We start from the raw sequence: 26,183 nt of genomic DNA, 5'->3' as shown, positions 1-26,183 counted from the left end.
CCCGTACCCAAAAAAATAACCCTGGGTAATTGCCGGGGGTGCTGATCCCCCGGCAATTCGCGATCAGCAGTTCTCGCCGCGGCGGTGCCCGTCCTGATGGGAGAGGTTGAGGGCCGTCGTGACCAGCGGAAAGTGGCTGAATGCCTGGGGGAAATTGCCGACCTGGCGGCCCAGGCGAGGGTCGTACTCCTCGGCGAGCAGGCCGACGTCGTTACGCAGAGCCAGGAGTCGGTCGAACAGTTCCCTGGCCTCCTTCTCGCGGCCGATCGACAGCAGGGCGTTGGCCATCCAGAAGCTGCAGGCGAGGAAGGCACCCTCGTCGCCGGGCAGTTGGTCGGCCACCCCCTCGCGGTCGGTGCGGTAGCGCAGCACGAAGCCGTCCACCATCAGGTCCTCGCGGATAGCCTCGACCGTTCCGATCACGCGGGGGTCGTCGTAGGGCAGGAAACCGACCTCGGGGATGAGCAGCAACGAGGCGTCGAGCTCGTGGCTGCCGTAGTACTGCGTGAAGGTATTGCGATTGGCGTCATAGCCGTATTCGCACACCTCGGCGTGGATGGTGTCGCGCAGCGCCTTCCAGCGCTCCAGCGGACCTTCCTTGCCGTACTCCTCGATCATTCGTACGGCGCGGTCCGCGGCCACCCAGGCCATCACCTTCGAGTGCACGAAGTGCTGGCGCGGTCCCCGCACCTCCCACAGGCCTTCGTCGGGCTCGTCCCAGCACCATTCGAGGTAGTTGACCAGGGAGCGTTGCAGCCCCCAGACGTGGTCGCCGCCGGAGCCGATCCCCGACCGCAGGGCGAGGTGGAACACGTCCATGACCTCGCCGTAGACGTCCAGCTGGTACTGGCCCACAGCTGCGTTGCCGATGCGTACCGGACTGGACCCCTCATAGCCGGGCAGCCAGTCCGCTTCCCATTCCGACAACCTGCGTTCCCCGCGCACCCCGTACATGATCTGCAGGTGCTGCGGTTCGCCGCCCACTGCCCGTACCAGCCACTCCCGCCAGGCCTGCGCCTCTTCGGTGTAGCCGCTGCGGATCAGCGCCTCCAGGGTGATCGTGGCGTCGCGCAGCCAGCAGTAACGGTAGTCCCAGTTGCGTACGCCGCCGATGTCTTCGGGCAGGGACGTGGTGGGCGCGGCGACGATCCCGCCGGTGGGGCGGTAGGTGAGCGCTTTGAGGGTGATCAACGAGCGCACCACGGCATCGCGGTACTGGCCCTCGTAGGTGCACTTGTCAACCCATTCGCGCCAGAACCGCTCGGTCTGGGAGAGCGCCTTCTCGGCGTCGAGGTGGCCCGACTCGGTCACGTGGGAGGGGTGCCAGGTCAGTACGAACGGGACCCGCTGCCCGGCACTCACCGTGAAATCGGCGTCGTGCATGAAGTTGTGGCCGTCCAGGGGGACCGGGGAGCTCAGCCACACCGAGTCGGGGCCGGCCACGGCCACGACCTCGTTGTCCACGCGATGGATCCAGGGCACCACGTTGCCGTAGTCGAAGCGCAACCGTACGGCGGTGTTCATCCGCACGGTCCCACTCACCCCTTCGACGATGCGCACCAGGTGAGGATGGCCGCCGCGAGGCGGCATGAAGTCAATGACGCGGACCGTGCCCTCGGGGGTGTCCCACTCGCTTTCCAGGATCAGTGTCTCGTGGCGGTAGCGGCGGCGGGTGGAGTTGTGCTCGCCCGATGCCGGGCGGATCCACCAGTGACCGTTCTGCTCGTCGCCCAGGAGCGCGGTGAAACAGGCAGGGGAGTCGAAATGCGGCAGGCACAGCCAGTCGATCGACCCATCGCGCCCGACCAGGGCAGCGGTCTGCATGTCGCCGATCATCGCGTAGTCCTCGATCAGTCCGGACACGCCGATCACCCCCATCAAGATCTTGAATTTCTCCGCGTGCGGGCGGAGCCGTTAAGACGGGAGCCGGACATAGGTGTGCCCTGTCGCGTGCCCCGCCGGCACTGCTCCAGGCAACGTTAGTCATGCCCGTGAGCACCTGTCACAACCCGGGCTGTCCAGAAGGTCACGTTCCTGCCACATCCCCTGCCGAGCAGGTGTTTATCGGGGATGAAACAGGATGAAAGCGAACGAAAATGCTTGTTGTGAGGTTCGTCCGTATTGGAAGCGGAAGGGGTGCCCCGGGCCGTTGGGGCCGCTGGGGGCCATGGCCGGATCAGGGGTGTACGGGGGGTTCCGGGGCCTCGTCGATCGTGAACATCGGAATGAAGAACTGCGCGAGGGGCCCGATCGCGACCACGAAGAGCACCGTGCCGACCCCTGCGGTGCCGCCGAGGAGGAAGCCCAGGATCACCACGCTCACTTCGACCACGGTGCGGGCCAGGCGCAGCGAGAGCCCCTTGGCGGCCAGACCCGTCATCAATCCGTCCCGGGGGCCGGGGCCCAGCCGTGCGCCGATGTAGAGGCCGGTGCCTACGCCGGTGACGAGGATGCCGCCGCACAGCATCATGATCCGCAGGGGGATCGACTCCGGCTCGGGAAGCCAGAGCAGCGAGAGGTCCAGGGACAGTCCGACCACAACGACGTTGCTGATCGTGCCCAGGCCGGGGCGCTGGCGCAGAGGGATCCACAGCAGGACGACGAGCATACCTATGAGGATGCTCCAGGTGCCGATCGACCAGCCGGTCTGCAAGTGCAGTCCCTGGTGCAGGACGTCCCATGGCATCCCCCCCAGATGGGCGGACACCTGGAGGGCGGCGCCCAGTCCGAAGAGAAAAAGCCCTGTGTAGAGCTGTACGAGGCGGCGGGCGCGCGGTCGGGGTAGCAGAGGGGACAAAAACACCTGGCGGGAAAGACCGGAAAGACGCGACAACTGGCGTGAGAAAGTACGCTCCGGGAGGTTTGACTGGGCCATGAAGTCGATATTGGCATCATGGGACTATGAGGGCCAGAGCCAATCAGAGGAAGTGGCACTATGGCGGTCGGTGAGCGGCGGATCAACGGACACCTATTGGCCAAGCTGATCGGCGCCAAAGCGCGCGAGCGCCCGTGTTATCTCTCCACGGCGCGGGCCATCAGCGGTCTGATCCTGGACGGGCGCATTCCCACCCGCACGAGACTGCCCGCCGAGCGCGATCTCGCGCCGGCCCTTGGCGTGAGCCGCAACACCGTCACCGCCTCCTACGCCTGGCTGCGTGAGAACGGCTACCTGGACAGTCGGCAGGGCGCGGGCAGCTGGACGATGCTCCCCGACACCGGGGGCGGGGGAGCGGCGTTTCTCGTCCCCGACTCCGAGCACATCGACCTCGGAGTGGCCGCCCCGCCCGCCATCGACGGACTCCAGCGCGCCGCCGAGCTGGCGGTACAGCAGCTCGCCGCCCACGTGGGGGGATTGGGCTACACGTCGCTGGGCCTGCCCGAGCTGCGTCACGCCGTGGCGCGACGCTACGTCGAGCGGGGGTTGCCCACCACGCCCGACCAGGTCTTCATCACCAGTGGTGCCCAACAGGGCGTGGCCTTGCTCATGGAACTGCTCGCGGACCCCGGTGACCCGGTGCTGGTCGAGTCGCCCACCTACCCCCACCCCTTGGCCGCCGCGCGGCACCGCGATGCGCGGCTGCGCACCGTGGGCGTGGGGCCGCAGGGGTGGGACCCGGACTACCTGCTCGACGCCTTCCGGCAGTGGCGGCCCCGGCTCGCCTACCTCATCCCCGACTTCCACAACCCGACCGGCGCGCTCATGGACGACGACGAGCGCGAGGCGGTGGTGGCGGAGGCCCGCCGGTCGGGGACCTCTCTCGTCGTGGACGAGACGGTCGCCGAAATGGCCATCGACTCCGGTGAGCAGCCCGCACCCATGGCCACCTACGACACCGACGGCAGGGTGTTCACCGTCGGGTCGGCCGCCAAACTGCTGTGGGGCGGCCTGCGCATCGGATGGATCCGCACCACCCCGGCGATGGTGGCGCGACTGCGTTCGCTGCGCCAGCGCTTCGACCTGTCCAGTCCGGTGGTCGAGCAGCTCATCGTCACCCACCTGCTCTCCGACATGACCAGGGTGCGCGCCGAGCGCAGCAGTCAACTGCGCCGCAACCGCGACGCCCTGGTGCGGGAGCTGCGCGAGTGGCTTCCCGACTGGCGTTTCACCGTTCCCCGGGGCGGCCTGGTGCTGTGGGTGCGGCTGCCCCAGCCGGTGGCCACCGCGCTGGCCGAGGCCGCCGGCCGCAGTGGCGTCCATCTGGCCCCGGGGCCGGTGTTCGGCACGGAGGGGACCTTGGAGCAGTACGTCCGACTGTCCTACACCCAGCCCCCGGAGGTCCTCGGCGACGCCGTCCGCCGGCTTGCCCGCGCCTATGCCGAAACCGTCGATCATCCCGCCCCGGTCGCGCGCGACCTCTACGTCTGAGCCCCGGCCTCCCCCGCGCACGGCCAATCTCGCGGAGGGGCTTGATTCCCGGCCGGTACGCGTGGTCCGATTCATCCGACGGCTGGTGATTTGAGTCACATGCGAACACCGGGGAGTGGCATGGAGCAATCCACTGTGGTGCAGGCGCGCGCGAGCATCGAGGCCGAGATCAGCGGCCGCACCCTCGTCAACTGGTTGCGTGCAACCGCCGAGGCCGAGGCCGATTCGCCGGCCCTCTCGGACTGGATCAGCGACGAGACCGGCGGTTGTTGGAAGACCCATACCTGGGCCCAGTACCGTCAGCAGGTCCTGGAGCTGGCGGCCGCCTACGTTGCAGCGGGGGTCGGCCACGGGGACGTGGTCGGCATCATGATGCCCAACCGCAGCCAGCACCTCATCGCCGACCTCGGGGCCGTGCACGCCGGTGCGGTGCCCCTCACCATCTACGCGACCTTCGCCCCCAACCAGATCCGTCATGTCGCCGCGGATTGCGCCGCGACGGTCGTCGTCCTCGACGGCGCCGACGAGCTCGCCCGATGGGAAGGCATCTTCGACAGCCTCCCCGATCTGCGCACCGTGGTCGTCCGTGACGCCGGCGTGCTGCCGCCGCCACGGGAGAAGGGCCCTGCGTTCGTCTCCTGGGCACAGTTCACCGAACAGGGGCGCGCCGCCTATGCGGCCGACCCCTCAGCCGTCCACGCGCGGGCCGAGGCGATCACCCCCGAGGACCTGCTGACCCTGCTCTACACGTCGGGCACCACCGGTGAGCCCAAAGGCGTGGGGGAGACCCACCACCAGGCGCTGTACCAGGTCACGGCCTCCCAACGCGCCAACCGGCTCCCCTATCTCGGCGTCACCATCTCCTACCTGCCCCTCGCCCACATCGCCGAACGCGTCCTCAGCGTCTACCTGCCGATCAAGAACGCCTCCCATATCCACTTCTGCCCCGACCCCACCCAGCTCGGGATGTACCTGGGCATGGTCCGCCCGAACGGGCTGTTCGCGGTGCCCCGCGTCTGGGAGAAACTCAAGGCCGGACTCGGCAGCGCCTTGGCCGCAGCCCCCGACGAGCAGCGCGCCGTCGTCGAGGCGGCCTCCGCGGTCGCCCGCTCCTCCATCGAGGCCGGCCAGTTCGGCAGCACCCCCCAGCCCGAGCTGGCCGAGCGCTTCGCCCGGGTCGATGCCCAGGTGCTCGCCCCGATCCGCGCCCTGGTCGGGCTGGACCGCGCCACCTTCTTCGCCAGTGCGGCCGCACCCATGCCGCGCGACGTCCTGAGCTTCTTCTCCGGCCTGGGCATCACCATCCGCGACCTCTACGGAATGACCGAGAACTGCGGTGCCGTCACCACCAACCGCGGCGACGCCTACCGGTTCGGCACCGTCGGCCAGGCCATGGACGGTGTGGAGCTGCGCATCGCCGACGACGGCGAGGTCCTGGTGCGCGCACCGATGAACACCTCCGGCTACCTCAACAAGCCCGAGGCGACCGCGGAACTGCTCGACCCCGACGGCTGGCTGCACACCGGCGACATCGGCACCCTCGACGCCGACGGTTTCCTGACGATCATCGACCGCAAGAAGGAGATCATCATCACCGCGGGCGGTGAGAACATCGCTCCCGCGGAGATCGAGGGCCTCCTCAAGGAACACCCCCTGATAGGTCAGGCGCTGGCCTACGGCGACCGACGCCCCTACCCGGTGGCGCTGCTCGTCCTGGACGGCGACGCCGCTCCCGCATGGGCGGCCAGAGCCGGCCTCGACCGGACCGACGTCGCCGCCCTGGCCGGGCATCCGGCGGTCCACGCCGAAGTGGAGAAGGCCGTCGCCGATGCCAACCGCCGCCTCGCCCGGGTCCAACAGGTCAAGCGCTGGCGACTGCTCCCCGTCGAGTGGACCGCCGAGTCCGGCGAACTCACCCCGAAGATGTCCCTGAAACGCCGGGTCATCCAGGAGCGCTACGCCACCGAGATCGCCGAACTCTACGGGGACTGACCCCGCCTCGGTCCTCAGCCGGCCGGGGTGCCCCCGCGTGCGGGAGCGACCCGGCCGGCGAACCGTGCGACCTCTGCCAGCACCTCGTCGCGGTTGGTCTCGTTGAACACCTCGTGGCGGGCACCGGGAAAAACCCTGGCACTGGTGTCGGGACCGGCCAGGGACAGCACCCCCTGCAGCGTGCCCTCCAACGGCACCAGTGCGTCGGCGGAACCGTGCAGCCACAGCAACGGTATGTCGCGCACCCGGCCCGCCGCGGACGCATCGGCCAGCCCGGCACGGATGGCCTCCAGCGTGCGCCGTTTGAAGGGGCCGTGCCAGACCAGTTCGTCGGCCGTGTAGTCCGCGCCCACCGACTCCTCGCGCGACAGCGTCGCCGGATCGATGGGGGCGTCGGGGATCTCTGCTGCCTCCAGCAACTCCTCGACCGCCGTCCAGCGTCCCAGTACCGGGGCACTGAGCACCAGCCCCGCCACCTGCTCCGGGTGGGTCTGGACGTACCGCGCGGCGATCAGCCCGCCCAGCGAGTGCCCCACCAGCACGAGCGGAAGCGACCGGTAGGCCGAGCGCGCCTGGGTGACCACCCGGTGCACGTCCTCCACCAGGCCGTCGATGTCCTCCACCAGTACCCGCTCGCCCGAGGAACGTCCGTGGCCGCGGTGGTCCAGCCCGTAGCAGACCGCACCCCGCGTGCACAGGAAACCGGCCGGGTAGTCGTAACGGCCCACGTGCTCGCCGTAGCCGTGCACCAGGACGACCAGCCGGTCCGGTTCCCCCTGAGCGGGCGCCCAGGCCCGCACGTGCAGCCGCTCCGCGCCCTGGGCCCCACCGGGCAGCCCCCATTCCCGCGTGCTGATCACCACGGTCGCCTCCTCCTCGTGATCCCCCGGGGCCACCCCGGGGGGACGGCACCGATTCTCCCCGCACATCGGCCCGACACGCCGCTACCACGGCCGCCACGGACCCGGCGCCGAACGGCCGATCACCATGTCTCCTAAGGTGGGAAGGGTAAAACCACGCATGCTGCCCCGCATACGCTTCGATATCTCAACCAGTTTCGTCCCGGGAGGTGACGCCGGTGCTGTCCGATTCCTACGGGAGAGTGGCCACCGATCTGAGGGTCTCCCTCACAGACCGCTGCAACCTGCGGTGTACCTACTGCATGCCTGCTGAGGGACTGGACTGGCTGCCCAAGCCCGATCTGCTCACCGACGACGAGCTCATCCGCCTGATCCGCATCGGGGTGACGATGCTGGGTATCGACGAGGTGCGCTTCACCGGTGGGGAACCGCTGCTGCGCAAGGGGCTGCCGGGCCTCGTCGCAGCCACCAGCGCCCTGGAGCCGCGCCCGCACACCGCTCTCACCACCAACGGGATCGGTCTGGCCAGGATGGCCCCGGCCCTCGCCGAGGCCGGGCTGGACCGGGTCAACGTCTCCCTGGACACCCTCAAGCCCGAGGTGTTCGAGACGCTGGCCAGGAGACGGCGCCTCCCCGACGTCCTCGACGGTCTGGCGGGGGCGGCGGAGGCCGGACTGACCCCGGTGAAGGTCAACGCCGTCCTGATGCGCGGCATCAACGACGCCGAGGCCCCCGAACTGCTCGCCTACTGTCTGGAACGCGGGTACGAGCTTCGCTTCATCGAGCAGATGCCGCTGGACGCCCAGCACGGCTGGCGGCGTGACGACATGATCACCGCGGACGAGATCCTCGCCCTGTTGGCTCCCTCCTTCGATCTCGAACCGGCCGATGCCGAGGTCCGCGGGAGCGCACCCGCAGAGGTGTTCTACGTCAACGGTGGTCCCGCTCGGGTCGGGGTCATCGGTTCGGTCACCCGTCCCTTCTGCGGGACCTGCGACCGGGTCCGCCTCACCGCCGACGGTCAGCTCCGCAACTGCCTGTTCGCCCGCGAGGAGTCGGACCTGCGCGCCCCTATGCGCGAGGGCGCCACCGACGACGAACTGGCCCGGCGATGGCGCGCGGCTGTGGCCCGCAAGCTACCCGGCCACGGCATCAACGACCCCAGCTTCCTCCAGCCGACGCGCCCGATGTCGGCCATCGGGGGATAGCGGGCCCTCGCCGCGCGTGGTTCTCCGATGTCCTCCGCGCACCGAAAACCAGTTGCCGCCCGCCCGCCCGATCTGGCTTTCTGGTGGTGGCACCGGTTCCAAGAGAGCCGGTGCCGTCATCATGAATCCTGGAAAGGGAGGTGGCCCATGCCATACACCGAGGCGCCCGGCGCGCGGGTGCCGATCCGGATGTGGGCCGACCCGCAGACGGTTGAGCAAGCGGCCATGGACCAGCTGCGCAATATCACCATGCTGCCGTGGGTGCACGGACTGGCCGTGATGCCCGACGTGCACTATGGCAAGGGCGCGACCGTCGGTTCGGTCATCGCCATGCGCGACGCGGTCTCCCCGGCAGCGGTCGGGGTGGACATCGGCTGCGGGATGACCGCCGTCAGGTCCTCGCTGCGCGCCGAGGACCTGCCCGACGACCTGGGGCGGCTGCGCGCCGCCCTGGAGAAGGCGATCCCCGTCGGTTTCCACGCGCACAAACGCCCGGTGGACCCGCGTCGCCTCCACGGTCTCACGACCGCCGGTTGGGATGCCTTCTGGCAGCGCTTCGATTCCCTGGCCAAGGCCGTGCACGCCCGTCGGGACCGTGCCGCCAATCAGATCGGCACCCTGGGCGGAGGCAACCACTTCCTGGAGGTCTGCCTCGATGATGCGGGCGCGGTTTGGGTCGTCCTGCACTCGGGGTCGCGCAACATCGGCAAGGAACTGGCCGAACACCACATCGGCGCTGCCCAGAAGCTCGCGCACAACCAGGGCCTGCCCGACCGCGACCTGGCGGTGTTCGTCTCGGGCACGCCAGAGATGGACGCCTACCGCCGGGACCTGTTCTGGGCCCAGGACTACGCGCGCCGCAACCGCGACGTGATGATGGGGCTGGCCTGCGACGTGCTGCGCAAGGAGTTCGCGCAGGTCCGGTTCGACGAGTGGATCTCCTGCCACCACAACTACGTCGCAGAGGAGCGTTACGACGACGTGGACGTGCTCGTCACCCGAAAGGGGGCGATCCGGGCCGGGCGCGGTGACCTGGGGATCATCCCCGGTTCCATGGCCACGGGCACCTATGTGGTGCGCGGGCTGGGCAACCCGCTGGCCTTCAACTCCGCTTCGCACGGAGCCGGCCGCAGGATGAGCCGGAACAAGGCCAAGAAGATGTTCACCGAGGCCGACCTGATCAGTCAGACCGCGGGGGTGGAGTGCCGCAAGGACGCGGGGGTCATCGACGAGATCCCTGCCGCCTACAAGGACCTCGAATCCGTCCTCGAAGCCCAGACGGACCTGGTCGAGGTCGTTGCGCACTTGCGTCAGGTGATCTGCGTCAAGGGCTGATCGTCGCCATCCTGTTCGAGTCCCGGGGGCGGCCGGATCCGACCGCCCCCGCCCGGCGCAGGACTGATTGTCCGCAGGGCCTCGAATCGGATCGTGCCCTGATCCGTCCCGCTGTCGGTGATGCCCGCGCGGGGCGCCGATTACCGGGTCGGCGTTTGTGCCACCACCAATTCTCACGCTCAATTCGTAGGCCTATCAGGGACTTTGCGTCCTACTCCCGATTAACCGCGTTTCATGGCAATTTGCCAGGGCAGCCGAATCGTTGAAGCCCCGGGCCACACACGATCAGGCTCGAGCTGGAATCGGGAGGCAGTAATGGACACGGGACTGATGATCGGCCTCGCCGTTTTCATCGTGCTCGCCATCATCGCGGTCGCAGCCGCGGCGGTGCTGGTGCCCAAGCAGCGAAGCCAGCAGTTGAAGAAGAAGTTCGGCCCGGAATACGACCGGGCCGTGGACCAGCACCAAGACCGCAAGGCAGCCGAGCGTGAGCTCGTTGACCGCCAGAAGCGGCACTCCGCCCTTACCCTGCGCAGTCTCAGCCCTGAGACGCGTGCTGAGTATGCGGCCGAGTGGACCCGCGTCCAAGAGCGTTTCGTCAACGATCCGGCCAGTGCCGTCACCGACGCCGACCGGCTGATGACCCGCGTGATGGCCGACCGCGGTTACCCCACCGAGGGCCCCGAACAGCAGGCTGCCGACCTCTCGGTCGAGCACGCCCAGACCATCGGTCACTACCGCAGCGCCCGCGACGCCGTCGAGCGCCACCAGAAGGGTGGGGCCGACACCGAGGAGCTGCGCACCGCCATGGTCCACTACCGGACCCTTTTCGGTGAACTGCTCGAAGAGGACGTGACCAAGAACGACCACGCGGGGGGCGAGGGCCGCACGACCGTCCCCGAATCCCGCGAGGACCGGGTCCAGCGCGACGCTCCGGCCGAGTCCGCCACCCGGCGTGACACGCCGGAAACCCGCTGATCCGATCAACCCCAGCCACGAGGAGACACCGACCATGAACCCCTTTGGTGACGCCGAATCCCGCACCCGCGACAAGGGCCGCACCGACGCGGACACCACCGCCGTCCACGCGGTCCCCGCCACCGGTACCGACAACGGCGCCGACAGCACCCGCCCCACCACCGAGCGCGACGCACGCGTCGTCAACTCCAATGGGGCCGGCCGCAGCAACTCCGACGCCTCGACCCCCGCGGCCCCCGGCACGGGCGACGTTTCCGCCGCCGGCCGCACGGGTGCCGACCGCGAACGGGACGCGACCAGTACTTCCACCGGTGACAACGGCACGGCCTCGTCGGCCGCTTCGCGCACCGGCCGCACGGGCGCCGACCACGCCGCGACCTCGGGAACCGGCAGTGCCTCGGACAACGGCGAGTCGGACCCGCTGCGCGTGCGCTGGCGCGAGATCCAGGGCGAGTTCGTGGACGACCCCAAGGCCAGCGTGGCCGCTGCCGACGCGCTGGTGGGCAAGACCCTGGAGCAGATCACCGCCAAGCTCACCGAGCGCAAGCGCAAGGTCGAGAGTTCCTGGCAGGAGGGCGGCGACGGTGACACCGAGCACCTGCGCCTGGCGCTTCAGGAGTACCGCAGTCTGCTGGACCACCTGATCACCGCGGCAACCGTGAAGTGACCAGTGGTGAATGCGTAGGACCGGCTCCGGCCGGAGGGGACCTCTCCCCCCTCCGGCCGGAGCCCTTTTGTGCGGCTACCCTGGTGCCCCGCGAAACGCGAAGGGGGCCGTGAGGTGCAGGAGTTCGACGCTGTCATTCTGGCCGGCGGTGCCGGGCGCCGTCTGGGAGGGGCGGACAAACCGGGGCTCGATGTCGGCGGACGCACTCTGCTCCAGCGAGTGGCCGACGCGGCCCACGACGCTCGCACCCTCATCGTGGTCGGCCCCCAGCGTGCGGCGCCGGCGGCTCACTACGTGCGCGAGCACCCGCCCGGGGCAGGCCCCCTCGCAGCTTTGCGTGTCGGGCTGGCACAGGTCGCCTCGCCCTGGTTCGCCCTCCTGGCGGCGGACATGCCGTTCTTCGACGAGTCGGCGCTCACGGCGCTGCGCGCGGCGGCTGCGTCGTCCGGGGCGGGAGCGGTTCTGGTCAACGCCGAGGAGCGTCTCCAGTGGACGGCCGGCGTCTGGCGCGCGGAAGCCCTGCGAGTGGCGCTGGCGGACTACTCGGGGCGCTCCCTGTACGGGGTGCTGGCCCCTCTCGCTCCGGAGCCGGTGCGGCTGCCCGAGGCGGCTGCCGACTGCGACACTCCCCAGGCGCTGGCTCACGCCCGGGCACGGTTGGGGACCGGCCCGGCCCGGGACGCTCGCTGACCGCCGGGGGACTCTCCCGAAGAGGCAGGGCTCAACCGGTGAACTCGTCCACGGCCACGGTCTCGCGGAGAAATCCACGCCGTTCGAGGAAGTCGCTCAGGTAGCCGAGATGCTCCTCGCAGGCCAGCCAGGTCTTGCGGCGTTCGGGTGCGTGGACCGCGGGGTTGTTCCAGATCAGGACCCAACGGGCCTCTGCGCGGCACTCTCTGCGTGAGCACTGTGTGTGCTCGGGGAGCGGGGCGGGACCTGGTTCATTGCGCATTGTTCACCTTGAGAGGTGGAAAGCCGCGGTCGATGGCAAGGAATGGTCAAGAATCCATATCTGCCAAGAAAAAAGCGACGCCGGGTGGCTACGGGGGCAAACCACCCGACGTCGCGCTCGGTGTTTCGACGGGGGCTCGAAACACCGGCCGTGCGCTTCAGCGGGGGACTGAAGCGCTGATTCCCAATCTACACCGCTGATCCCCCAGTTACGTCAAGACTCTGTTACGACGTGATCTCGGGAGCGTCCCATGCTTTTCTCGTCATTCAGTCCTGAATCCTCTGGTTTCAGGTGGATTCGCGTGATCGGTCGCCAGATTTTCGATCAAAGATTCGGACTTGTTCGCGTCAAGGAAGTGCAAAAGTGCTATCGCACCAATTGATGCATCTGGTGGCACTTTGTGTTTGATGTCGGAATCGCAAGGGGGCGCCTCGCTGGTCCGCGCTGCCGGCGAGGCGCCCCGGGGTGGCGTCGTACCCGCACGGACGTCGCCGGCCCCGCGTCCCGTCGTGCGACCTGCCCGACGGGACGTGCCCTAGTGTAATCCAACTAAACAAGTAGGAAAAGGCTGTTTGAAGGATTGTGCGGACCTACGACGCCTGGCTCACCGTGGACATGTTGAAGTCGGGGATCCGCAGCGGCGGCATCGCCGTACGGGAGAAGTAGTCGCCCAGCTCCCGTGACAGCGCCGGAACGGTCCGTCCAACCTCGGTGGCCCGTTGCAGCAGCCCGACCGGGGACTCGTTGAACCGGAAGTTGTTCACCGCGCCCCGCACCTCGCCGTCCTCGACCAGGTAGACCCCGTCACGGGTCAACCCGGTCAGCAACATCGTGCGCGGGTCCACCGAACGGATGTACCACAGGCAGGTCACCAGCAGTCCGCGCTCGGTGCCGGCGATCATCTCCTCCAGGGACGCCGTAGCCTTCGGTTCCTCCAGGATCAGGTTTCCGGTGTGCGGGGTGAGCGGCAGCGCGGTCAGTACCGCCGAGTCGTGCGTCTGCACGAGGCGGGACAGCTCGCCGTCGCTGATCCACTTGGCGCCACTGATGGGCAATCCGTTGTCGAACGCGCTGATGCGCCGTCCAGGCGCGTCGGCCAGTACGAACGGCTCGCATTCCAACCCCGGCTCGGCAGGGTCGCTGCGCAGGGTCAGCGGTAGCTTCGCCAGGCGTTCGCCCACCCGCGTCCCGCCGCGCGACGCGGAGAAGGCGGTACGGCCCTCGAAGGAATCGCGCGCCCCCATGTTCCAGTAGAGGTTGACCATCATGTCCGCGACCGCCTCGGGAGGCAGCAGCGTCTCGTAACGGCCCGCGGGCAGGTTGACACGATTGCGCGCCCACCCGATCCGCCGCGACAGTTCCGCCTCCAGCGCAGCCACGTCCACGTCTGCGAAGTCCCGGGTGGCCCGCCCGACCCAGGTCGAGTGGGCCGGGTCGGCGGACTTGGCGTTGAGTTCCACGGTTCCGGTCGGCTGGTCGTGGCGCAGCCGGACCCCGGTCGAGGAGCCGAAGAACGTGGAGGCCATGGTGTGCTCGGCGTAGCCGTACAACTGTGTTCCCGCCGCGCCCGAGCGCTCGAACGCCCCGCCCAGGGCCGGGGCGAACCCGGAGAACACCCCGATGTCGGTGGACGCCGGCGCACCGTCCCACGCTGCCGTCGCCGTGGCAGCGGCCTCCGGGGCCAGTAGCGGCCGTGCCTCCTCGGCAGCAGGCGCCTGACGTGCGGCCTCCTCCGACGCCGTCACCAGTTCGGCCAGTTGGTCGTCGCGCAGGCCACTGCGCGACACCGCGCCCACCGACGTGCCCTTGTCCCCCTCGACCAGGGAGATGACGGTGACCTCCCGGCTGCGCGTCACCCCGTTGGTGGTGAGGGAGTTGCCCGCCCACCGCAGGTTGGCGGTGCTGTTCTCGTTGACCAGCACCATGCAGTCGCTGGCGCGGGAAAGCTCCAGCACACGTTCGACGACTGCCTGCGCCGGCAGTGACTGGCTCACGGTAGACCTCTTCGACTCGTCGGATTGCACGCCGCTCACGCCCCCGCCTCCTGTGCCGTATTGAGCACCCGCACCTTCTCGAACAGTGCGCTCGGGCAACCGTGGCTGACCGGCGCGACCTGCCCGGGCTGGCCCTTGCCGCAGTTGAAGGCGCCACCCAGCACGTAGGTCTCCGGTCCGCCCAACGCGGTCATCGAGTTCCAGAACTCGGTGGTGCTCGCCTGGTAGGCCACATCCCGCAGCTGCCCGGTGATCCGCCCGTTGCGGATCTGGTAGAAGCGCTGCCCGGTGAACTGGAAGTTGTAGCGCTGCATATCGATCGACCAGCTGCGGTCGCCCACGACGTAGATGCCGTTGTTGACCCGGCGCACCAGTTCGTCGGTCGAGGGGCCGCGCGGGTCCGGGGCCAGCGACACGTTGGCCATCCGCTGGATCGGCATCGTCGCGGGGGAGTCGGCGAAAGCACAGCCGTTCGACCGCTCGTGCCCGGTCAGGTGCGAGATTCGGCGATCGCGCTGGTAACCGGTGAGTATGCCGTCGGTGATCAACTCGAAGGAGGAGGTTGCCACCCCCTCGTCGTCGTAGCCCACGGTGGCCAGTCCGTGTTCCACCGTGCGGTCGCCGGTGACGTTCATGATCGGCGATCCGTAGCGCAGCGAGCCCAGCTTGTCCAAAGTGGCGAAGGACGTTCCCGCGTAGGCTGCCTCGTAGCCCAGCGCCCGGTCCAGCTCGGTGGCGTGCCCGATGGACTCGTGGATGGTCAGCCACAGGTTCGACGGGTCGATCACCAGGTCGTAGTCGCCCGGTTCCACGCTCGGCGCCGCCAACTTGGCGGCCAGCAGTTCCGGCAGTTCTTCGAGTTCCGCCGCCACCGTGGGCACGTACTCGTACCCGCGCCCCACCGGCGGCGCGATCGTGCGCATGCTTTCCAGGCGTCCGCCGCTGGTGGAGACGATCTCCACCTCGGGGGCCAACCTGACCCGCTGCTGGGTGGTGGTGGTCCCGGCGGTGTCCGCGTAGAACTTCTGCTCCTTGGCCTGGAGCAGGATCGCGTCCACGTGACTGACCCGGCGGTCGGCCAGTAGTTGCCGGCTCCATTCGGCCAACAGGTCGGTCTTGTCGCGCACGGAGACGGTGAACGGGTCGATCTCGTAGGAGGAGACCCACGTGGCGTCGCGGTGCGCAGGCTCAGCGGCCAGTTCGATGCGCTCGGTACTGATGACGGAGGCGACCTTGGCGACGTCGATCGCCTGGGCGGCCACGGCCGCCGCCGCGTCGGTGGTCAGCTCGGTCCCCGCGGCGAAGCCCCAGGTTCCGTTGTGCACCACCCGGACGGCGAAGCCGAGTGAGTCGGTCTCACCCGAGCTCTCCACCGACCCGTCGGCCAGGACGAGCCGTTGGCCGCGGATACGTTCGAGCCGGAAGTCGGCGTGGTCGGCGCCGAGATCGCGGGCGCGCTGCAGGGCCGCGTCGGCGAGCGCGCGTAGGGGCAGGGACAGGAATTCGTGGTCGATTTCACGCACGCTTGGAAACGTAACGTGTTCGCGCCGCTTCTGCCAGGTCAGGAGATGCCGGTGCCCGGGGTTCCGGGACGGACGTTGACGTGGACGTGGTCCACGTGCCGCAGGATCAGGTTGTCGGGATCGGAGACCTCGTAGTCGCGCCATCCGGCGGGCGCGAACCTGGAGCTCCAGATGCGGTCGTCGAAGATCACCACTGCCAGTTCCAGTTCCATCGCGTGCGCCACCAGCCAGTGTGCGAGCAGCCAGCCGGCACGGCGGTTCTCCTCGCTGACCGGTCGGTAGAACACGTCGATGGCGCGCCCGTCGTAATGGGCCGAGCCCGAACCGTGCCCCGAGTCGATGCCGCCCGGTGCGTAGCCGCCGAGACTCTGCTCGCCGAACACCTCACCCATCGCGGCGAGCACCGTCTCGGCGCGCGGGGTGAGGCCGGATTCGGTCATTGCCTCCGGGGCCAGTGCCGTGTCCGACCCGGTTCCGCAGGTGAGGATGGGGCCGGCGTCCTCGGTCGGCCCGTCCGCCAGGGCTCTCAACACCTCGGGGGGCACACCCTCGGGGTCGGTGGCCTCCGATCCGCTCCAGCGCAGCGCCACCGCGGTCGTGGCGGCCATGGCCTGCTCCTGGTCCAGGCCCACGGATTCCCCGTCCACGTTGACGGTGCAGTCCGGGCCCCACGGCAGTGCGGCCTCGTCCAACCCGGCCCGATGCAGCAGCCACGGGCCGCCCAGCACCGCGGCCACGAGTACGGCCGCCAGTACTCCGGCCGTTATCGCACACCCGCCCCACCGCTTCGTCATGGTTTCAGACCCTAGCCGGTCGGTGTCATGCTGCTCCCCACAGCACGACGGCCCCGCCACCCAGCAGGGTGAAGGCCCAGATCCGGTCCAGAGTCGCCCACGACAGCCTGCGCAGGACCTGGACCGCGAAGAAATCGTGCACCACCAGGGCGGCAACCCCGGCCGCGGCGAACATCGCCACCGTGTGCACCCCCGTGGCGAACAGGCCGAGCAGCGTCGCATCCAACAGGTCGAGGCCGGGGCCGCTGGGCTCGGCGCCTTGGTCCGGTGCGGCCGCCAGCACGACCGCGCCGTGCGAGTGGCCGGGGCCGCCGTGCACGCCGGGCCCCTCCGCGAGTCGCCCGGCCAGGACCGGGAGCAGCATCAGCCCCGCACCGTGCAGCGAGGACATCAGAAACGACCAGGCACCCAACTGCCACAGCGACAGTCGAACATCGCGCCAGTGAAAGTGCGCCGGACGCAGCAGTAGCCACAGTCCCACCGCACACACGAGGGCCCCGCCGACGATCGCGAACCACTGTGCGGCCAGTACCGATCCCGACACCGTGATGACCAGGGCGACCAGCGCGACCGACGCGGCGTGCCCGACCGCGATCGCCGGGAGGGCGCCCAGTACGGCCGACCGGCGGCGCTCCTGCAATCCACGCGAAACCGCCGCAAGCCATCCCATTCCAGGATTGATTCCGTGAAAGACTCCCAGACCGATCAGGACCCACAGTTGACCCGTGGTCATGGAACTCCCGTCGTGCGGTGGTCCGCGACATCCAGTCTCCGAATCGTCACACGGGGTAGGGGGAGGGGCAATGGCAGTGGCAGGACCCGGCCACGGCCCCGCGGACGGCGAGATCGCTCACACCCGCTCGTTCGGAAATCGGAAATAGGGGACGCAGGCGCTTCGCTGATCTGAGAGTTGACGTCACAGCAAATCAACCGGAGGCACGCGGTGCGAGAGTCGGCCAGAGAGATCCCCGGAGCGGGCGAGTCGGTGGACCGGTGCGTTCGTCCGGGAGCGGGAGACGGTGTACCGGCCGAACTCTTCAAGCGCACGCTGGCATCGCACGCGGCCGGAGTCGTCGTGGTCACCGCGCTGCCCGAAACAGGGGGACCGGTCGGTGTCACCGCGACGTCCTTCACCAGCGTCAGCCTCAGCCCTCCGCTGGTGTCGTTCTACGTCAACGCGGCCTCCGGCTCCTGGCCGGGCCTGCGCGAGGCGCGGTCGTTCACGGTCAACGTCCTGGCCGGCCACCAGGAGGACGTCGCCGCCCGTTTCGCCACCAAGGGCATCGACCGCTTCGCCGAGCCGACCAGGTGGAGCCCTGGAGAGGACGGGACCCCGCTGATCGAGGAGGCCGCCGCGCACGTCGTTTGCACGCGCCACGACCTGCTCGCGGTCGGTGACCACTGGCTGGTGGTGGGGCGGGTCACCGGCGCGCTCGTCGATGGGGAGTCCGGTCCGCTGCTCTACCATCGCGGCCGTTACGGTCGCTTCGCCGATGCTCCTGCCGCTCCGCCCCTCGACTGAGGCCGTCCCCGAGGGCGGGGCAGGCGCCTCCGGGAACAGCCCGTGCCGACGGGGCCCTAGATCAGACCCTGGGCGAGCATCGCCTCGGCCACGAGTTCGAAGCCCGCGATATTGGCTCCGGCCACGTAGTCGCCCGGGCGCCCGTAGCGCTCGGCCGTCTCGTAGCAGCTGTCGTGGACGTGGCGCATGATCTCGGCCAGCCGCTCCTCGGTATGGGAGAAGGTCCAGGTGTCACGGGAGGCGTTCTGCTGCATCTCCAGTGCACTCGTGGCGACTCCGCCCGCGTTGGCGGCCTTGCCGGGGGCGAAGGCGACTCCCGCTTCGGCGAACACCCGGGCGCCCTCGGGGGTGGTCGGCATGTTCGCGCCCTCTGCCACCGCCCGGACGCCGTTGCGCACGAGCGTCGTGGCGTCGGACCCGGTCAACTCGTTCTGGGTGGCCGAGGGCAGCGCCACGTCACAGGGCACCTCCCACACGCTGGAGCCGGACACGAAGTGGGCGTCGGCACCGCGCTGCCGGGCGTAGTCCGACACCCGACCGCGTTCGACCTCCTTGACCTGCTTGAGCAGCTCCACGTCGATGCCCTTCTCGTCCACCACGTAGCCGCTCGAATCGGAGCACGTCACAACGCGTGCACCCAACTGCTGGGCTTTCTCGATGGCGTAGACGGCGACATTGCCCGAACCCGAGACCGCGACCCGCATCCCTTCCAGAGCCAGGTCGCGCGCGGCGAGCATCTCAGCGGTGAACAGCACGCAGCCGTAACCGGTTGCCTCCTTGCGGACCTGCGCGCCGCCCCAGTTCAGCCCCTTGCCGGTCAGGACACCCGACTCGTAGCGGTTGGTGATGCGCTTGTACTGCCCGAACAGGTAGCCGATCTCACGGCCGCCCACACCGATATCGCCTGCCGGGACGTCGGTGTACTCGCCCAGGTGACGGTACAGCTCGGTCATGAACGACTGGCAGAACCGCATGACCTCGCTGTCGGAACGCCCTTTGGGGTCGAAGTCGCTGCCGCCCTTGCCACCGCCGATGGGCATGCCGGTCAGCGCGTTTTTGAAGACCTGCTCGAACCCCAGGAACTTGACGATGCCCAGGTTCACCGAGGGGTGGAAGCGAAGGCCGCCCTTGTAGGGGCCCAGCGCACTGTTGAACTCGACGCGAAAGCCCCGGTTGACGTGCACCTCCCCAGAGTCGTCCGCCCAGGGGACCCGGAAGATGAGCTGGCGTTCGGGCTCGCAGATGCGTTCCACGATCTTGGCGCTCGCTAGCTCCGGGCGCTTGGCGAGCACAGGGCCGAGGGTTTCCACGACCTCGCGTACCGCCTGGTGGAACTCGGTCTCGCCCGGGTTGCGCTTGAGTACCTCGTCGAACAGCGGTTGGACCTTCTCGTCCAGGTTCGCCGACATGCGTGTGCCTCCGCATTTGTATCGGTTCGCCCCGACACCACCCGGATCCGGGCACGGCGAAGGGGCACGGACATGGGTGTCGCGGGTATTCGGGCGCCCCATTGCGCCCGATCCCGCCACGATCATAGGAGCGCCCCGGTGACGGGCCTCACGGGCGGGGTGCTCCGAGCGTCCCCGCTTACCCGTGGTCTGGGCTCAGGGGCACAGGGTGTCCAACGAGGTGGCCTCCTCGCCGACCTGGCGGCCGGGCGTGGTGGGTGCGGGGTCGGGCAGCCCGGTGTAGGTCTGCCACTCGGTCTCCTCCGTGGTGCCGGGCGACGGCGCGGCCTGGTCCAGGTCGCCGGTGCCGGGCGTTCTCTCCTGACCGCCTCCCTGCGCGTCCTCCTGTTCCTGCACCGAGTCGTCCACCAGTTCCTTGATCCGATCCCAGTCCGGGTAGGCGGTGTTGACCTGCGGTGGCGACAGCTGCAACGTCTTCATGTTGCCCTCGGCCACGAGGTCGGCCAGGTCCACGAAGTGCGGAATCTTGGACTGGGGAATGTCGGTACGCAAGGTGCGCTTGGTGGCGCCGGCCAGCCTCTGGAAACTGGTCATGATCGTCGTGGGGTCGGCCTGTTGGGCCACGTACTTGACCAGGCAGCCTTGGCGGCCCATCCGGGAGTAGTCGTCGCTGTTGATGCGGCTGCGCCCGTACCACAGGGCCTCGTTGCCGGTCAGCCGCTGGCGGCCGGGCATCAGCATGTCGCCCTGCTGGCCGTAGGGGATGGGCTCTTCGATCTCGACCTCGATCCCGCCGATGGCGTCGATCAGGTCCTGGAAGCCGCGCATGTCCACGAGCATGTAGTAGTTGACGTTGACGCCGATGGCGCCGCTGATGACGGACTTGAGGGTGTCGGCGCCCGGGTCCTGCACGTTCGGGTTGATCGCGAGCTCTTCGGGCTCGTCGGCCACCGTCTGGTAGACCTCGTTGAGCAGATCGCCGAAGCCTTGGGGAGCGGGGTAGAGGTCGGCCAGCGTGGTGCCCTCGGGGAAGGGAACGTTCTCCAGGTTGCGGGGCAGCCCGATGAGGACGACGTCGCCGTACTCGACGTCGATGCTGGCCACCATCATCGAGTCGGTGCGCATCCCGTAGCGGTTGCTGCCGGAGTCGCCGCCCAGCAACAGCACGTTCACCCGGTCGCGCCCGTTCCACGGGTCGGCCTCGTTGTGCGGCAGAGTGTCCCGCTCGTCGCCGAAGACCGAGGACAGCGTGTCGTAGGCGGTGTAGGAGGTGTTCATGATCGCGGCGGCCGGCGCGGCGACGGCCAGGCAAAGGGCCGCGACGACCACGACGGCGACGGTCCGACCGCCCCAGCCGGCGGTGAGCGGCCGGGTGATCACGTAGGAGTGGATCACCACGGTCATCCACACCACCGATATCGCGAAGGCCGCGATCGAGATGGCGAGCAGCCAGCGGCCCTGGACGGCCAGGCGTGCCCAGCCGATCAGATCCCCGCTCACCAGGACGGCGAGTGCGACGATGGCGGCGACCAACAAGAGGAAGCAGGTCAGGATCAGCGCACCGGTCCGCCGGCGTCCCATACGCAAGTGAGCGATGCCCGGAATCACGGTTGATCCGGCCGTCCACAACAGAGCACGCCACGTGTTCTTTGGGCGGCTGCGCGCTTGCTCGTCCCGCCGCTCGGCCATTGGACCCTCTTCTCGTGCCGTCTCCGAGTGCTGCCGTAACCCTCCGGGGATGGGAAGGTGCGCACGCGGGATCAGTTCTCTTCTCTTACCGCGTTGGTGGGCCGTTAATGCTGATTACAGTGTGGGGCTTTGCCGGAGTTGTTGGCACACCGGTATCTGACTACCCTCTGGCCACCTCATGTACGTTATGTCAGATAGAGAAACTTTATGTCCGGTTCTTGGGTCGTACCGGATCAAAGTCGGCCTTGTTTCTTTCGTGATCAGTAGTTAACCGCCGCCACAGCTGTCATGATCTGGCCGCAGGAGGGGGCGGTGTCCGGGGGGAATTGGGCGCCGTCATGGGAACGAAAGGCACTAGATCGTGCTCGATGCGGTTGACGCCGCGCTCGTACGGGCGTTGCAGGGGGACGGAAGAGCGACTTATCAGGCGCTTGCGGACGGCGTCGGGCTTTCGCGCACAGCAGTGCGGGCCCGAGTCAGGCACCTGATCGCGGCAGGAGCCATCCGAATCGTGGGTGTGCTCCATGCCGGCGTCATGGGGATGGAGGTTTTCGGACACATTTCATTGCGTGTTTCCGGGCCGGTGCGGCCGGTCATGGAAGCGTTGGCGCGACGCGAGTCGGTGACTTTCGCCGCGCAGACAGCAGGACGCTTTCCGGCTGTCGCCCACGTCCGGGTCGGCCACGACGCGGAGCTGGCCGCGGAGCTGGCCCGGATCCGCGAGATCACCGGGGTCGTGGGTGCGGAGGTCTTCCGAGGTGACGAGATCGTCAAGGACGCCTATTCCAGTGTGCGGGTGTTGCGCGACGTGCCCGTTGACCCGCTGGACTGGCGGCTCGTCCACCGGCTCCAGGTGGACGGACGGGCCTCCTATGCCGAGCTCGCCCGCCACGTGGGGTTGAGCCAGGCCGCGGCGCGCTCGCGCGTGGTGCGCCTCATCGACGCAGGCGTCGTCCACGTGACCGCGCTCATCGAACCCTCGGCCGTCGGGGCCAACGAGCATCTGGGCTTCGGTCTGCGCTGCCGCGGCGATGCCAGTGCCCTCGCCACCCGGTTGGCGACCCTCGCCGGCGTCTCCTTCGCGGCGACCGGCTTCGGCCGCTACGACGTCGTGGGGGGAGTCACCGCAACCGACCGGTCCACCCTCGTGGAGACCCTGGAGACGATCCGCGGGTACCCCGATGTCACTTATGCGGAGTCGTGGGAGCATCTCTCGGTGACCAAGGAGCGCCACCAGATCGACGACCGGCCGCGCGATCCCGGTCCGGCCGCATTGCGGACGGCGTCGCCCCGGGGCGCAGGGTGATGCCTTCGGGCACCCTGCGTCTCGGGCAGGGGGAGTTCGGGCCCGGCGCGTACGCTGTCATGGCGGTGCTCAACCGAACCCCGGACTCCTTCTACGATCGCGGGGCCACCTTCGCCTTCGACGCGGCGCTGGCCGCGGCCGACCGCGCGGTGGTGGCCGGCGCGGACATCATCGATGTGGGCGGGGTCAAGGCCGGTCATGGCGAGCACGTCTCCACCGAGGAGGAGATCAGGCGCACCGTGCCCTTCGTCGCTGAGCTGCGCGCCCGCCATCCGGGAGTGGTGCTGTCGGTGGACACCTGGCGTGCGGAGGTGGGCCGGGCCTGTGCCGAGGCGGGTGCCGACCTGATCAACGACACCTGGGCGGGTGCCGACCCCGACCTCGCGCGCGTCGCCGCCGAGTACGACGTGGGCCTGGTGTGCAGCCACAGCGGGGGACTGGCCCCGCGCACCGACCCCCACCGCGTGGCCTACGCCGACGTGGTCAACGCGGTCCTGCGCGGAGTGGTCGGCCTGGCCGAGCGGGCGGTGTCACTTGGGGTGCACCCCGATCGGGTGCTCGTCAACCCCACCCACGACTTCGGCAAGAACACCTACCACTCGCTCGAACTCACCCGTCGCCTGGACGTCCTGGTGCGCACGGGGTGGCCGGTACTGGTCGCTGTCTCCAACAAGGACTTCATCGGGGAGACCCTCGACCTTCCCGTGGGCGAGCGCCTGCCCGGGACGCTCGCTGCATTGGCGCTCTCGGCGTGGCAGGGGGCCCGGGTTTTTCGTGTCCACGACGCGGCTGCCGCGCGGCGCGCACTGGACACGGTGGGGGAGCTGGCCGCCCCTTGAACCCGTCGGCCCGCATCATGGTCGGGGGAGTGCGGTGGGTTCTTCCCGTCCGGCCCGGTACAGCCGGGCCACTACTTCTTCGATGTCGGGTTCGCGCAGGGTGAGGTCGGCGATGCGGTGGGCGCGGGCCACTTCGGAGACGACGGCTGCGGGGTTGGTGCTCAACTCCAGCCATTGCCGGGGTCCCTCGACCCGGACGGTCCGCGCTCCCGGGACCACGATGGGGGCTTCCGGCTGTACCAGGTCCACCACCAGGGTGCGTGGGGTGGGTGCGGTGGCGCGCAGACCGGCCAGGTCGCCGTCGAAGGCGGTACGCCCGTGGTCGATCACCAGTACCCGACGGCACAACCGCTCCACGTCGCCCAGGTCGTGCGTGGTCAGCAGGATGGTGGTTCCCCGCTCGGTGTTCAACCGCAGCAGGAATTCGCGGATGGCGGACTTGCTCACCACGTCCAGCCCGATCGTCGGCTCGTCCAGCACCAACAGTTCGGGTGCGTGCAGCAGCGCGGCGGTCAGGTCGCCGCGCATACGCTGGCCCAGGCTGAGCTGGCGGACCGGAGTGGTCAGGAACGGCTCCAACTCCAGCAGTTCGGTGAGTTCGGCCAGGCGGGCAGCGTGAAGGTCGGCGGGCACCCGGTACAGGTGCCGGGTCAGGGCCAGGCTGTCGCGCAGCGGCAGGTCCCACCACAGGGTGGTGCGCTGGCCGAAGACCACGCCGATTCGGGCGGCCAGTCTGGTCCGCTGCCGGGAGGGTTCCAAACCGCACACCCGTACCCGGCCGCGGCTGGGGGCCAAGATCCCGGTCAGCATCTTCATGGTCGTGGACTTGCCTGCGCCGTTGGGGCCGAGGTAGCCCACGATCTCGCCCGGGGCCACGGTGAACCCCACGTCCTGCACGGCCGACACGGTGCGCCGTCGGCGGCGCAGCAGCGGTCCTTCCGTGCGGACGAAGTCGCGCCCCAGGTTCGCGGTCTCGATGATCGGTTCGGTCACGTCGTCTCAGCTCCCCGTCGATCGGTAGTGGCGCAGTCCCACGCGCCAGGTCAGGGCGGCGACGGCACACAGCAGCACGGCCACGACCGGCGAGGCGTAGCGCAGCCACGGCCACATCCCCAGCGGGTCGGGGCGGCCCAGCAGGTACAGGGCCGGCTGCCAGCTCACGAAGGCCAGCGGCACCACGAACGTCACCGCGCGCACGATGTCGCGGCCGTAGATCGCCAGCGGGTACTCGCTGAGCGCGTACCCGCCGTAGGTGATCGCGTTGGAGAGCTCGCGCGCCTCGGCGATGAAGAACTGCATGCACGCGCCGATCACCCACAGCGAACAGCAGATGACGGCGCCCGAGACGACCAGGACCGGGACCATGGCCATGCGCCCCGGCGTCCAGGAGATCTCCAGCACGCCCAGTGCGACCACCAGCGCGACGAGTCCGGGCACCAGTTTGCCCAGACGGCGCGGGGAGAACCCGTCGGTCGCCAGTTGTACCAGCGGTGACACCGGGCGCACCAGCATGACGTCGAAGCCGCCCTTGCGCACGTGCTCGCCGAGGCGTTCGGTCGAGCCCATCAGCAGGTCGGCCAGGCAGAAGGCCGTACCGGTCAGTCCGTAGATCAGCAGCGCCTCGTGCAGAGTGAACCCCGCCAGGGCGTTGACGTGCCCGAACACGAAGAACAGCGCCGCCAATTCCACGGTCGTCGTTCCCAGTTGGGCGAGGGTCAGCAGGGTCAGCGACACCGGGTACTGCGCGAGTGCGCGACACCAGGCCCAGGCCAACCGGAAGTAGGGCACCACAACGGTGTCAGCCACCCTGGACCACCACCCGACGGGTGGCCCGCGCGGTCAGGACCGTTCCCAACACCAGCAGGGCCGCTGCCCATGCCGCCTGGTAGGCCAGGCCGCCCAGCGTGCCGCCCGGCAGCACGGTCCGGCCCAGCAGGATCTCGGCGGGCACCTGGACCAGTGCCGCCCACGGCAGGGTGCGCAAGATTGCTGCCACCGCGTCGGGGAACAACACCAGCGGCAGAATCATCCCCGAACAGAAGGGGCCGAGCAGCCACGCGACCGCGTTGACCCCGCGGGTGTCCAGGAGCCAGAACCCGGCCAGCGCGTACAGGTAGCGCAGGCCGAAACCGACCAGCGCGGCCAGGACCAGCGCCACCAGCACGGCCACCCAGCGCAGCGGTTCGGCGGGCAGCGCGAGGTCGAAGAGGACCACCCCGACGGCGAAGGTCGGTACGGACCGCGCCAGCACGTTGAACGCCGCTCGTCCCAGGTCCGTCGCCAGCCACCAGCGCACGAAGCCGACCGGACGCATCAGATCCATGGCCACCTGGCCGTCGCGGATCCGTTCGCCCAGCTCCAGCGGCGGACCGAAGATCGCGGTCACCCCGATGAACGCCTGGGCCAGGAAGACCTGGGTGACGGCGTCGGCGGCCGTGTAACCGTTGATCTGGGGGCGTGTCTCGAAGACCGCCAGAAGCACCAGGGCGTTGATGACCCCGAAAATGCTGTTGACGACGACGCTGGCCGCAGTGGCCCATCGATAGGTGGAATAACGGCGTAACCCGTAGGCGAACACCGCGAGAAGAACCCGCACCGTGCCCCAGACTCCTTGATCCATGGGGAAGAAAACAGGCACGTCCCTGCGGAGCAGGTCCGGGTCGCCGCGAAGACGTGACCATAGCACGCGTATGACCGTCGTTCGGGCAAAAATCGGGAACTGTCGCTACTGCGGGACGCGCCCCGGGGT

At 69.0% G+C, this 26,183-nt stretch carries 23 protein-coding genes; 10 read left to right on the top strand and 13 right to left on the bottom strand.

Annotated features, from left to right (window positions below):
* Positions 1 to 63: 63 nt before the first annotated feature.
* Positions 64 to 1,878: a glycoside hydrolase family 15 protein gene (locus AC0VYP_RS15465; RefSeq protein ID WP_475470377.1), complete on the bottom strand. Its 1,815-nt coding sequence runs from the start codon at positions 1,876 to 1,878 to the stop codon at positions 64 to 66.
* A gap of 298 nt (positions 1,879 to 2,176) precedes the next feature.
* Entirely contained in the window at positions 2,177 to 2,875 is a 699-nt protein-coding gene (gene yczE / locus AC0VYP_RS15460; RefSeq protein WP_285756720.1) for a membrane protein YczE, read from the bottom strand.
* A 60-nt stretch (positions 2,876 to 2,935) separates the two neighbouring features.
* Here yczE and yczR point away from each other — a divergent pair, with 60 nt between their 5' ends.
* A complete protein-coding gene (yczR, locus tag AC0VYP_RS15455) occupies positions 2,936 to 4,366 on the top strand; it encodes a MocR-like transcription factor YczR (RefSeq protein ID WP_285756719.1) in 1,431 nt (476 codons plus the stop codon).
* Positions 4,367 to 4,486: 120 nt separating this feature from the next.
* Complete coding sequence (locus tag AC0VYP_RS15450; protein ID WP_475470375.1) at positions 4,487 to 6,358, top strand: AMP-dependent synthetase/ligase; 1,872 nt, start codon at positions 4,487 to 4,489, stop codon at positions 6,356 to 6,358.
* Positions 6,359 to 6,372: 14 nt separating this feature from the next.
* Here AC0VYP_RS15450 and AC0VYP_RS15445 read toward each other — a convergent pair whose 3' ends face one another.
* Entirely contained in the window at positions 6,373 to 7,218 is an 846-nt protein-coding gene (locus AC0VYP_RS15445) for an alpha/beta hydrolase (protein WP_285757833.1), read from the bottom strand.
* Between the two features lie 218 nt (positions 7,219 to 7,436).
* Here AC0VYP_RS15445 and moaA point away from each other — a divergent pair, with 218 nt between their 5' ends.
* The 5 genes from moaA to mobA all read left to right on the top strand — a co-directional run bounded on the left by moaA (position 7,437) and on the right by mobA (position 12,096).
* On the top strand, positions 7,437 to 8,426 hold the full coding sequence (gene moaA, locus AC0VYP_RS15440; protein WP_285756717.1) for a GTP 3',8-cyclase MoaA: 990 nt from the start codon (positions 7,437 to 7,439) through the stop codon (positions 8,424 to 8,426).
* A gap of 147 nt (positions 8,427 to 8,573) precedes the next feature.
* Positions 8,574 to 9,761 carry an RtcB family protein gene (locus AC0VYP_RS15435; protein ID WP_285756716.1) on the top strand — a complete coding sequence of 396 codons (1,188 nt, stop codon included), beginning with the start codon at positions 8,574 to 8,576 and terminating at the stop codon, positions 9,759 to 9,761.
* Between the two features lie 315 nt (positions 9,762 to 10,076).
* A complete protein-coding gene (locus AC0VYP_RS15430; RefSeq protein WP_475470373.1) occupies positions 10,077 to 10,739 on the top strand; it encodes a hypothetical protein in 663 nt (220 codons plus the stop codon).
* A gap of 34 nt (positions 10,740 to 10,773) precedes the next feature.
* On the top strand, positions 10,774 to 11,406 hold the full coding sequence (locus tag AC0VYP_RS15425) for a hypothetical protein (RefSeq protein ID WP_475470371.1): 633 nt from the start codon (positions 10,774 to 10,776) through the stop codon (positions 11,404 to 11,406).
* A 114-nt stretch (positions 11,407 to 11,520) separates the two neighbouring features.
* Positions 11,521 to 12,096: a molybdenum cofactor guanylyltransferase gene (gene mobA, locus AC0VYP_RS15420; RefSeq protein WP_475470369.1), complete on the top strand. Its 576-nt coding sequence runs from the start codon at positions 11,521 to 11,523 to the stop codon at positions 12,094 to 12,096.
* A 31-nt stretch (positions 12,097 to 12,127) separates the two neighbouring features.
* On the opposite strand, the gene AC0VYP_RS15415 is transcribed toward mobA, so the two are convergent.
* The 5 genes from AC0VYP_RS15415 to AC0VYP_RS15395 all read right to left on the bottom strand — a co-directional run bounded on the left by AC0VYP_RS15415 (position 12,128) and on the right by AC0VYP_RS15395 (position 17,402).
* A complete protein-coding gene (locus AC0VYP_RS15415) occupies positions 12,128 to 12,358 on the bottom strand; it encodes a hypothetical protein (protein ID WP_285756712.1) in 231 nt (76 codons plus the stop codon).
* A gap of 590 nt (positions 12,359 to 12,948) precedes the next feature.
* Positions 12,949 to 14,352, bottom strand: a complete 1,404-nt coding sequence (locus AC0VYP_RS15410; RefSeq protein WP_475470367.1) for a metallopeptidase TldD-related protein — start codon at positions 14,350 to 14,352, stop codon at positions 12,949 to 12,951.
* 35 nt (positions 14,353 to 14,387) lie between these two features.
* Positions 14,388 to 15,875, bottom strand: a complete 1,488-nt coding sequence (locus AC0VYP_RS15405) for a TldD/PmbA family protein (protein ID WP_475470366.1) — start codon at positions 15,873 to 15,875, stop codon at positions 14,388 to 14,390.
* 38 nt (positions 15,876 to 15,913) lie between these two features.
* Positions 15,914 to 16,669 carry a VldE C-terminal domain-containing protein gene (locus tag AC0VYP_RS15400; RefSeq protein ID WP_475470364.1) on the bottom strand — a complete coding sequence of 252 codons (756 nt, stop codon included), beginning with the start codon at positions 16,667 to 16,669 and terminating at the stop codon, positions 15,914 to 15,916.
* A 25-nt stretch (positions 16,670 to 16,694) separates the two neighbouring features.
* The gene (locus AC0VYP_RS15395; protein WP_285756708.1) at positions 16,695 to 17,402 is read right to left on the bottom strand and encodes a cell wall anchor protein; all 708 of its coding nucleotides are present in this window, start codon (positions 17,400 to 17,402) and stop codon (positions 16,695 to 16,697) included.
* 210 nt (positions 17,403 to 17,612) lie between these two features.
* Between AC0VYP_RS15395 and AC0VYP_RS15390 the strand changes: the two genes are divergently transcribed.
* On the top strand, positions 17,613 to 18,191 hold the full coding sequence (locus tag AC0VYP_RS15390; RefSeq protein ID WP_349497177.1) for a flavin reductase family protein: 579 nt from the start codon (positions 17,613 to 17,615) through the stop codon (positions 18,189 to 18,191).
* A 56-nt stretch (positions 18,192 to 18,247) separates the two neighbouring features.
* Here the strand turns inward: AC0VYP_RS15390 and gdhA are convergent, their stop codons facing one another.
* Positions 18,248 to 19,600 carry an NADP-specific glutamate dehydrogenase gene (gene gdhA / locus AC0VYP_RS15385; RefSeq protein WP_285756707.1) on the bottom strand — a complete coding sequence of 451 codons (1,353 nt, stop codon included), beginning with the start codon at positions 19,598 to 19,600 and terminating at the stop codon, positions 18,248 to 18,250.
* A 195-nt stretch (positions 19,601 to 19,795) separates the two neighbouring features.
* Positions 19,796 to 21,289 carry an LCP family protein gene (locus tag AC0VYP_RS15380; protein WP_475470362.1) on the bottom strand — a complete coding sequence of 498 codons (1,494 nt, stop codon included), beginning with the start codon at positions 21,287 to 21,289 and terminating at the stop codon, positions 19,796 to 19,798.
* A gap of 361 nt (positions 21,290 to 21,650) precedes the next feature.
* On the opposite strand from AC0VYP_RS15380, the gene AC0VYP_RS15375 reads away from it, so the two are divergent.
* Positions 21,651 to 22,595 (top strand): Lrp/AsnC family transcriptional regulator, encoded by a 945-nt coding sequence (locus AC0VYP_RS15375; RefSeq protein WP_475470361.1) that lies wholly within the window; start codon positions 21,651 to 21,653, stop codon positions 22,593 to 22,595.
* On the top strand, positions 22,595 to 23,434 hold the full coding sequence (gene folP, locus AC0VYP_RS15370; RefSeq protein WP_475470359.1) for a dihydropteroate synthase: 840 nt from the start codon (positions 22,595 to 22,597) through the stop codon (positions 23,432 to 23,434). The genes AC0VYP_RS15375 and folP overlap by 1 nt, the downstream gene beginning before the upstream one ends.
* A gap of 15 nt (positions 23,435 to 23,449) precedes the next feature.
* On the opposite strand, the gene AC0VYP_RS15365 is transcribed toward folP, so the two are convergent.
* The 3 genes from AC0VYP_RS15365 to AC0VYP_RS15355 are packed head-to-tail and all read right to left on the bottom strand — an operon-like array spanning position 23,450 to position 26,030.
* Positions 23,450 to 24,427, bottom strand: a complete 978-nt coding sequence (locus AC0VYP_RS15365) for an ABC transporter ATP-binding protein (protein WP_285756703.1) — start codon at positions 24,425 to 24,427, stop codon at positions 23,450 to 23,452.
* A 6-nt stretch (positions 24,428 to 24,433) separates the two neighbouring features.
* On the bottom strand, positions 24,434 to 25,240 hold the full coding sequence (locus AC0VYP_RS15360; RefSeq protein WP_475470358.1) for an ABC transporter permease: 807 nt from the start codon (positions 25,238 to 25,240) through the stop codon (positions 24,434 to 24,436).
* Complete coding sequence (locus AC0VYP_RS15355) at positions 25,233 to 26,030, bottom strand: ABC transporter permease (protein WP_475470356.1); 798 nt, start codon at positions 26,028 to 26,030, stop codon at positions 25,233 to 25,235. The genes AC0VYP_RS15360 and AC0VYP_RS15355 overlap by 8 nt, the downstream gene beginning before the upstream one ends.
* Positions 26,031 to 26,183 lie beyond the last annotated feature (153 nt).

It is taken from the genome of Nocardiopsis sp. iso_186, from assembly GCF_056173365.1.
The sequence above is the reverse complement of the archived record's forward strand: the minus strand, read 5'-3'. Positions and strand labels throughout refer to the sequence as shown.

Excerpts from the sequence above, each read along its gene's own strand:
- yczE (WP_285756720.1), bottom strand. The coding sequence starts at position 2,875 with ATGGCCCAGTCAAACCTCCCGGAGCGTACTTTCTCACGCCAGTTGTCG.
- gdhA (WP_285756707.1), bottom strand. The coding sequence starts at position 19,600 with ATGTCGGCGAACCTGGACGAGAAGGTCCAACCGCTGTTCGACGAGGTA.
- AC0VYP_RS15425 (WP_475470371.1), top strand. The coding sequence starts at position 10,774 with ATGAACCCCTTTGGTGACGCCGAATCCCGCACCCGCGACAAGGGCCGC.
- AC0VYP_RS15465 (WP_475470377.1), bottom strand. The coding sequence starts at position 1,878 with ATGGGGGTGATCGGCGTGTCCGGACTGATCGAGGACTACGCGATGATC.
- AC0VYP_RS15430 (WP_475470373.1), top strand. The coding sequence starts at position 10,077 with ATGGACACGGGACTGATGATCGGCCTCGCCGTTTTCATCGTGCTCGCC.
- AC0VYP_RS15415 (WP_285756712.1), bottom strand. The coding sequence starts at position 12,358 with ATGCGCAATGAACCAGGTCCCGCCCCGCTCCCCGAGCACACACAGTGC.
- yczR (WP_285756719.1), top strand. The coding sequence starts at position 2,936 with ATGGCGGTCGGTGAGCGGCGGATCAACGGACACCTATTGGCCAAGCTG.
- AC0VYP_RS15435 (WP_285756716.1), top strand. The coding sequence starts at position 8,574 with ATGCCATACACCGAGGCGCCCGGCGCGCGGGTGCCGATCCGGATGTGG.
- AC0VYP_RS15400 (WP_475470364.1), bottom strand. The coding sequence starts at position 16,669 with ATGACGAAGCGGTGGGGCGGGTGTGCGATAACGGCCGGAGTACTGGCG.
- AC0VYP_RS15380 (WP_475470362.1), bottom strand. The coding sequence starts at position 21,289 with ATGGCCGAGCGGCGGGACGAGCAAGCGCGCAGCCGCCCAAAGAACACG.
- AC0VYP_RS15450 (WP_475470375.1), top strand. The coding sequence starts at position 4,487 with ATGGAGCAATCCACTGTGGTGCAGGCGCGCGCGAGCATCGAGGCCGAG.
- AC0VYP_RS15395 (WP_285756708.1), bottom strand. The coding sequence starts at position 17,402 with ATGACCACGGGTCAACTGTGGGTCCTGATCGGTCTGGGAGTCTTTCAC.
- folP (WP_475470359.1), top strand. The coding sequence starts at position 22,595 with ATGCCTTCGGGCACCCTGCGTCTCGGGCAGGGGGAGTTCGGGCCCGGC.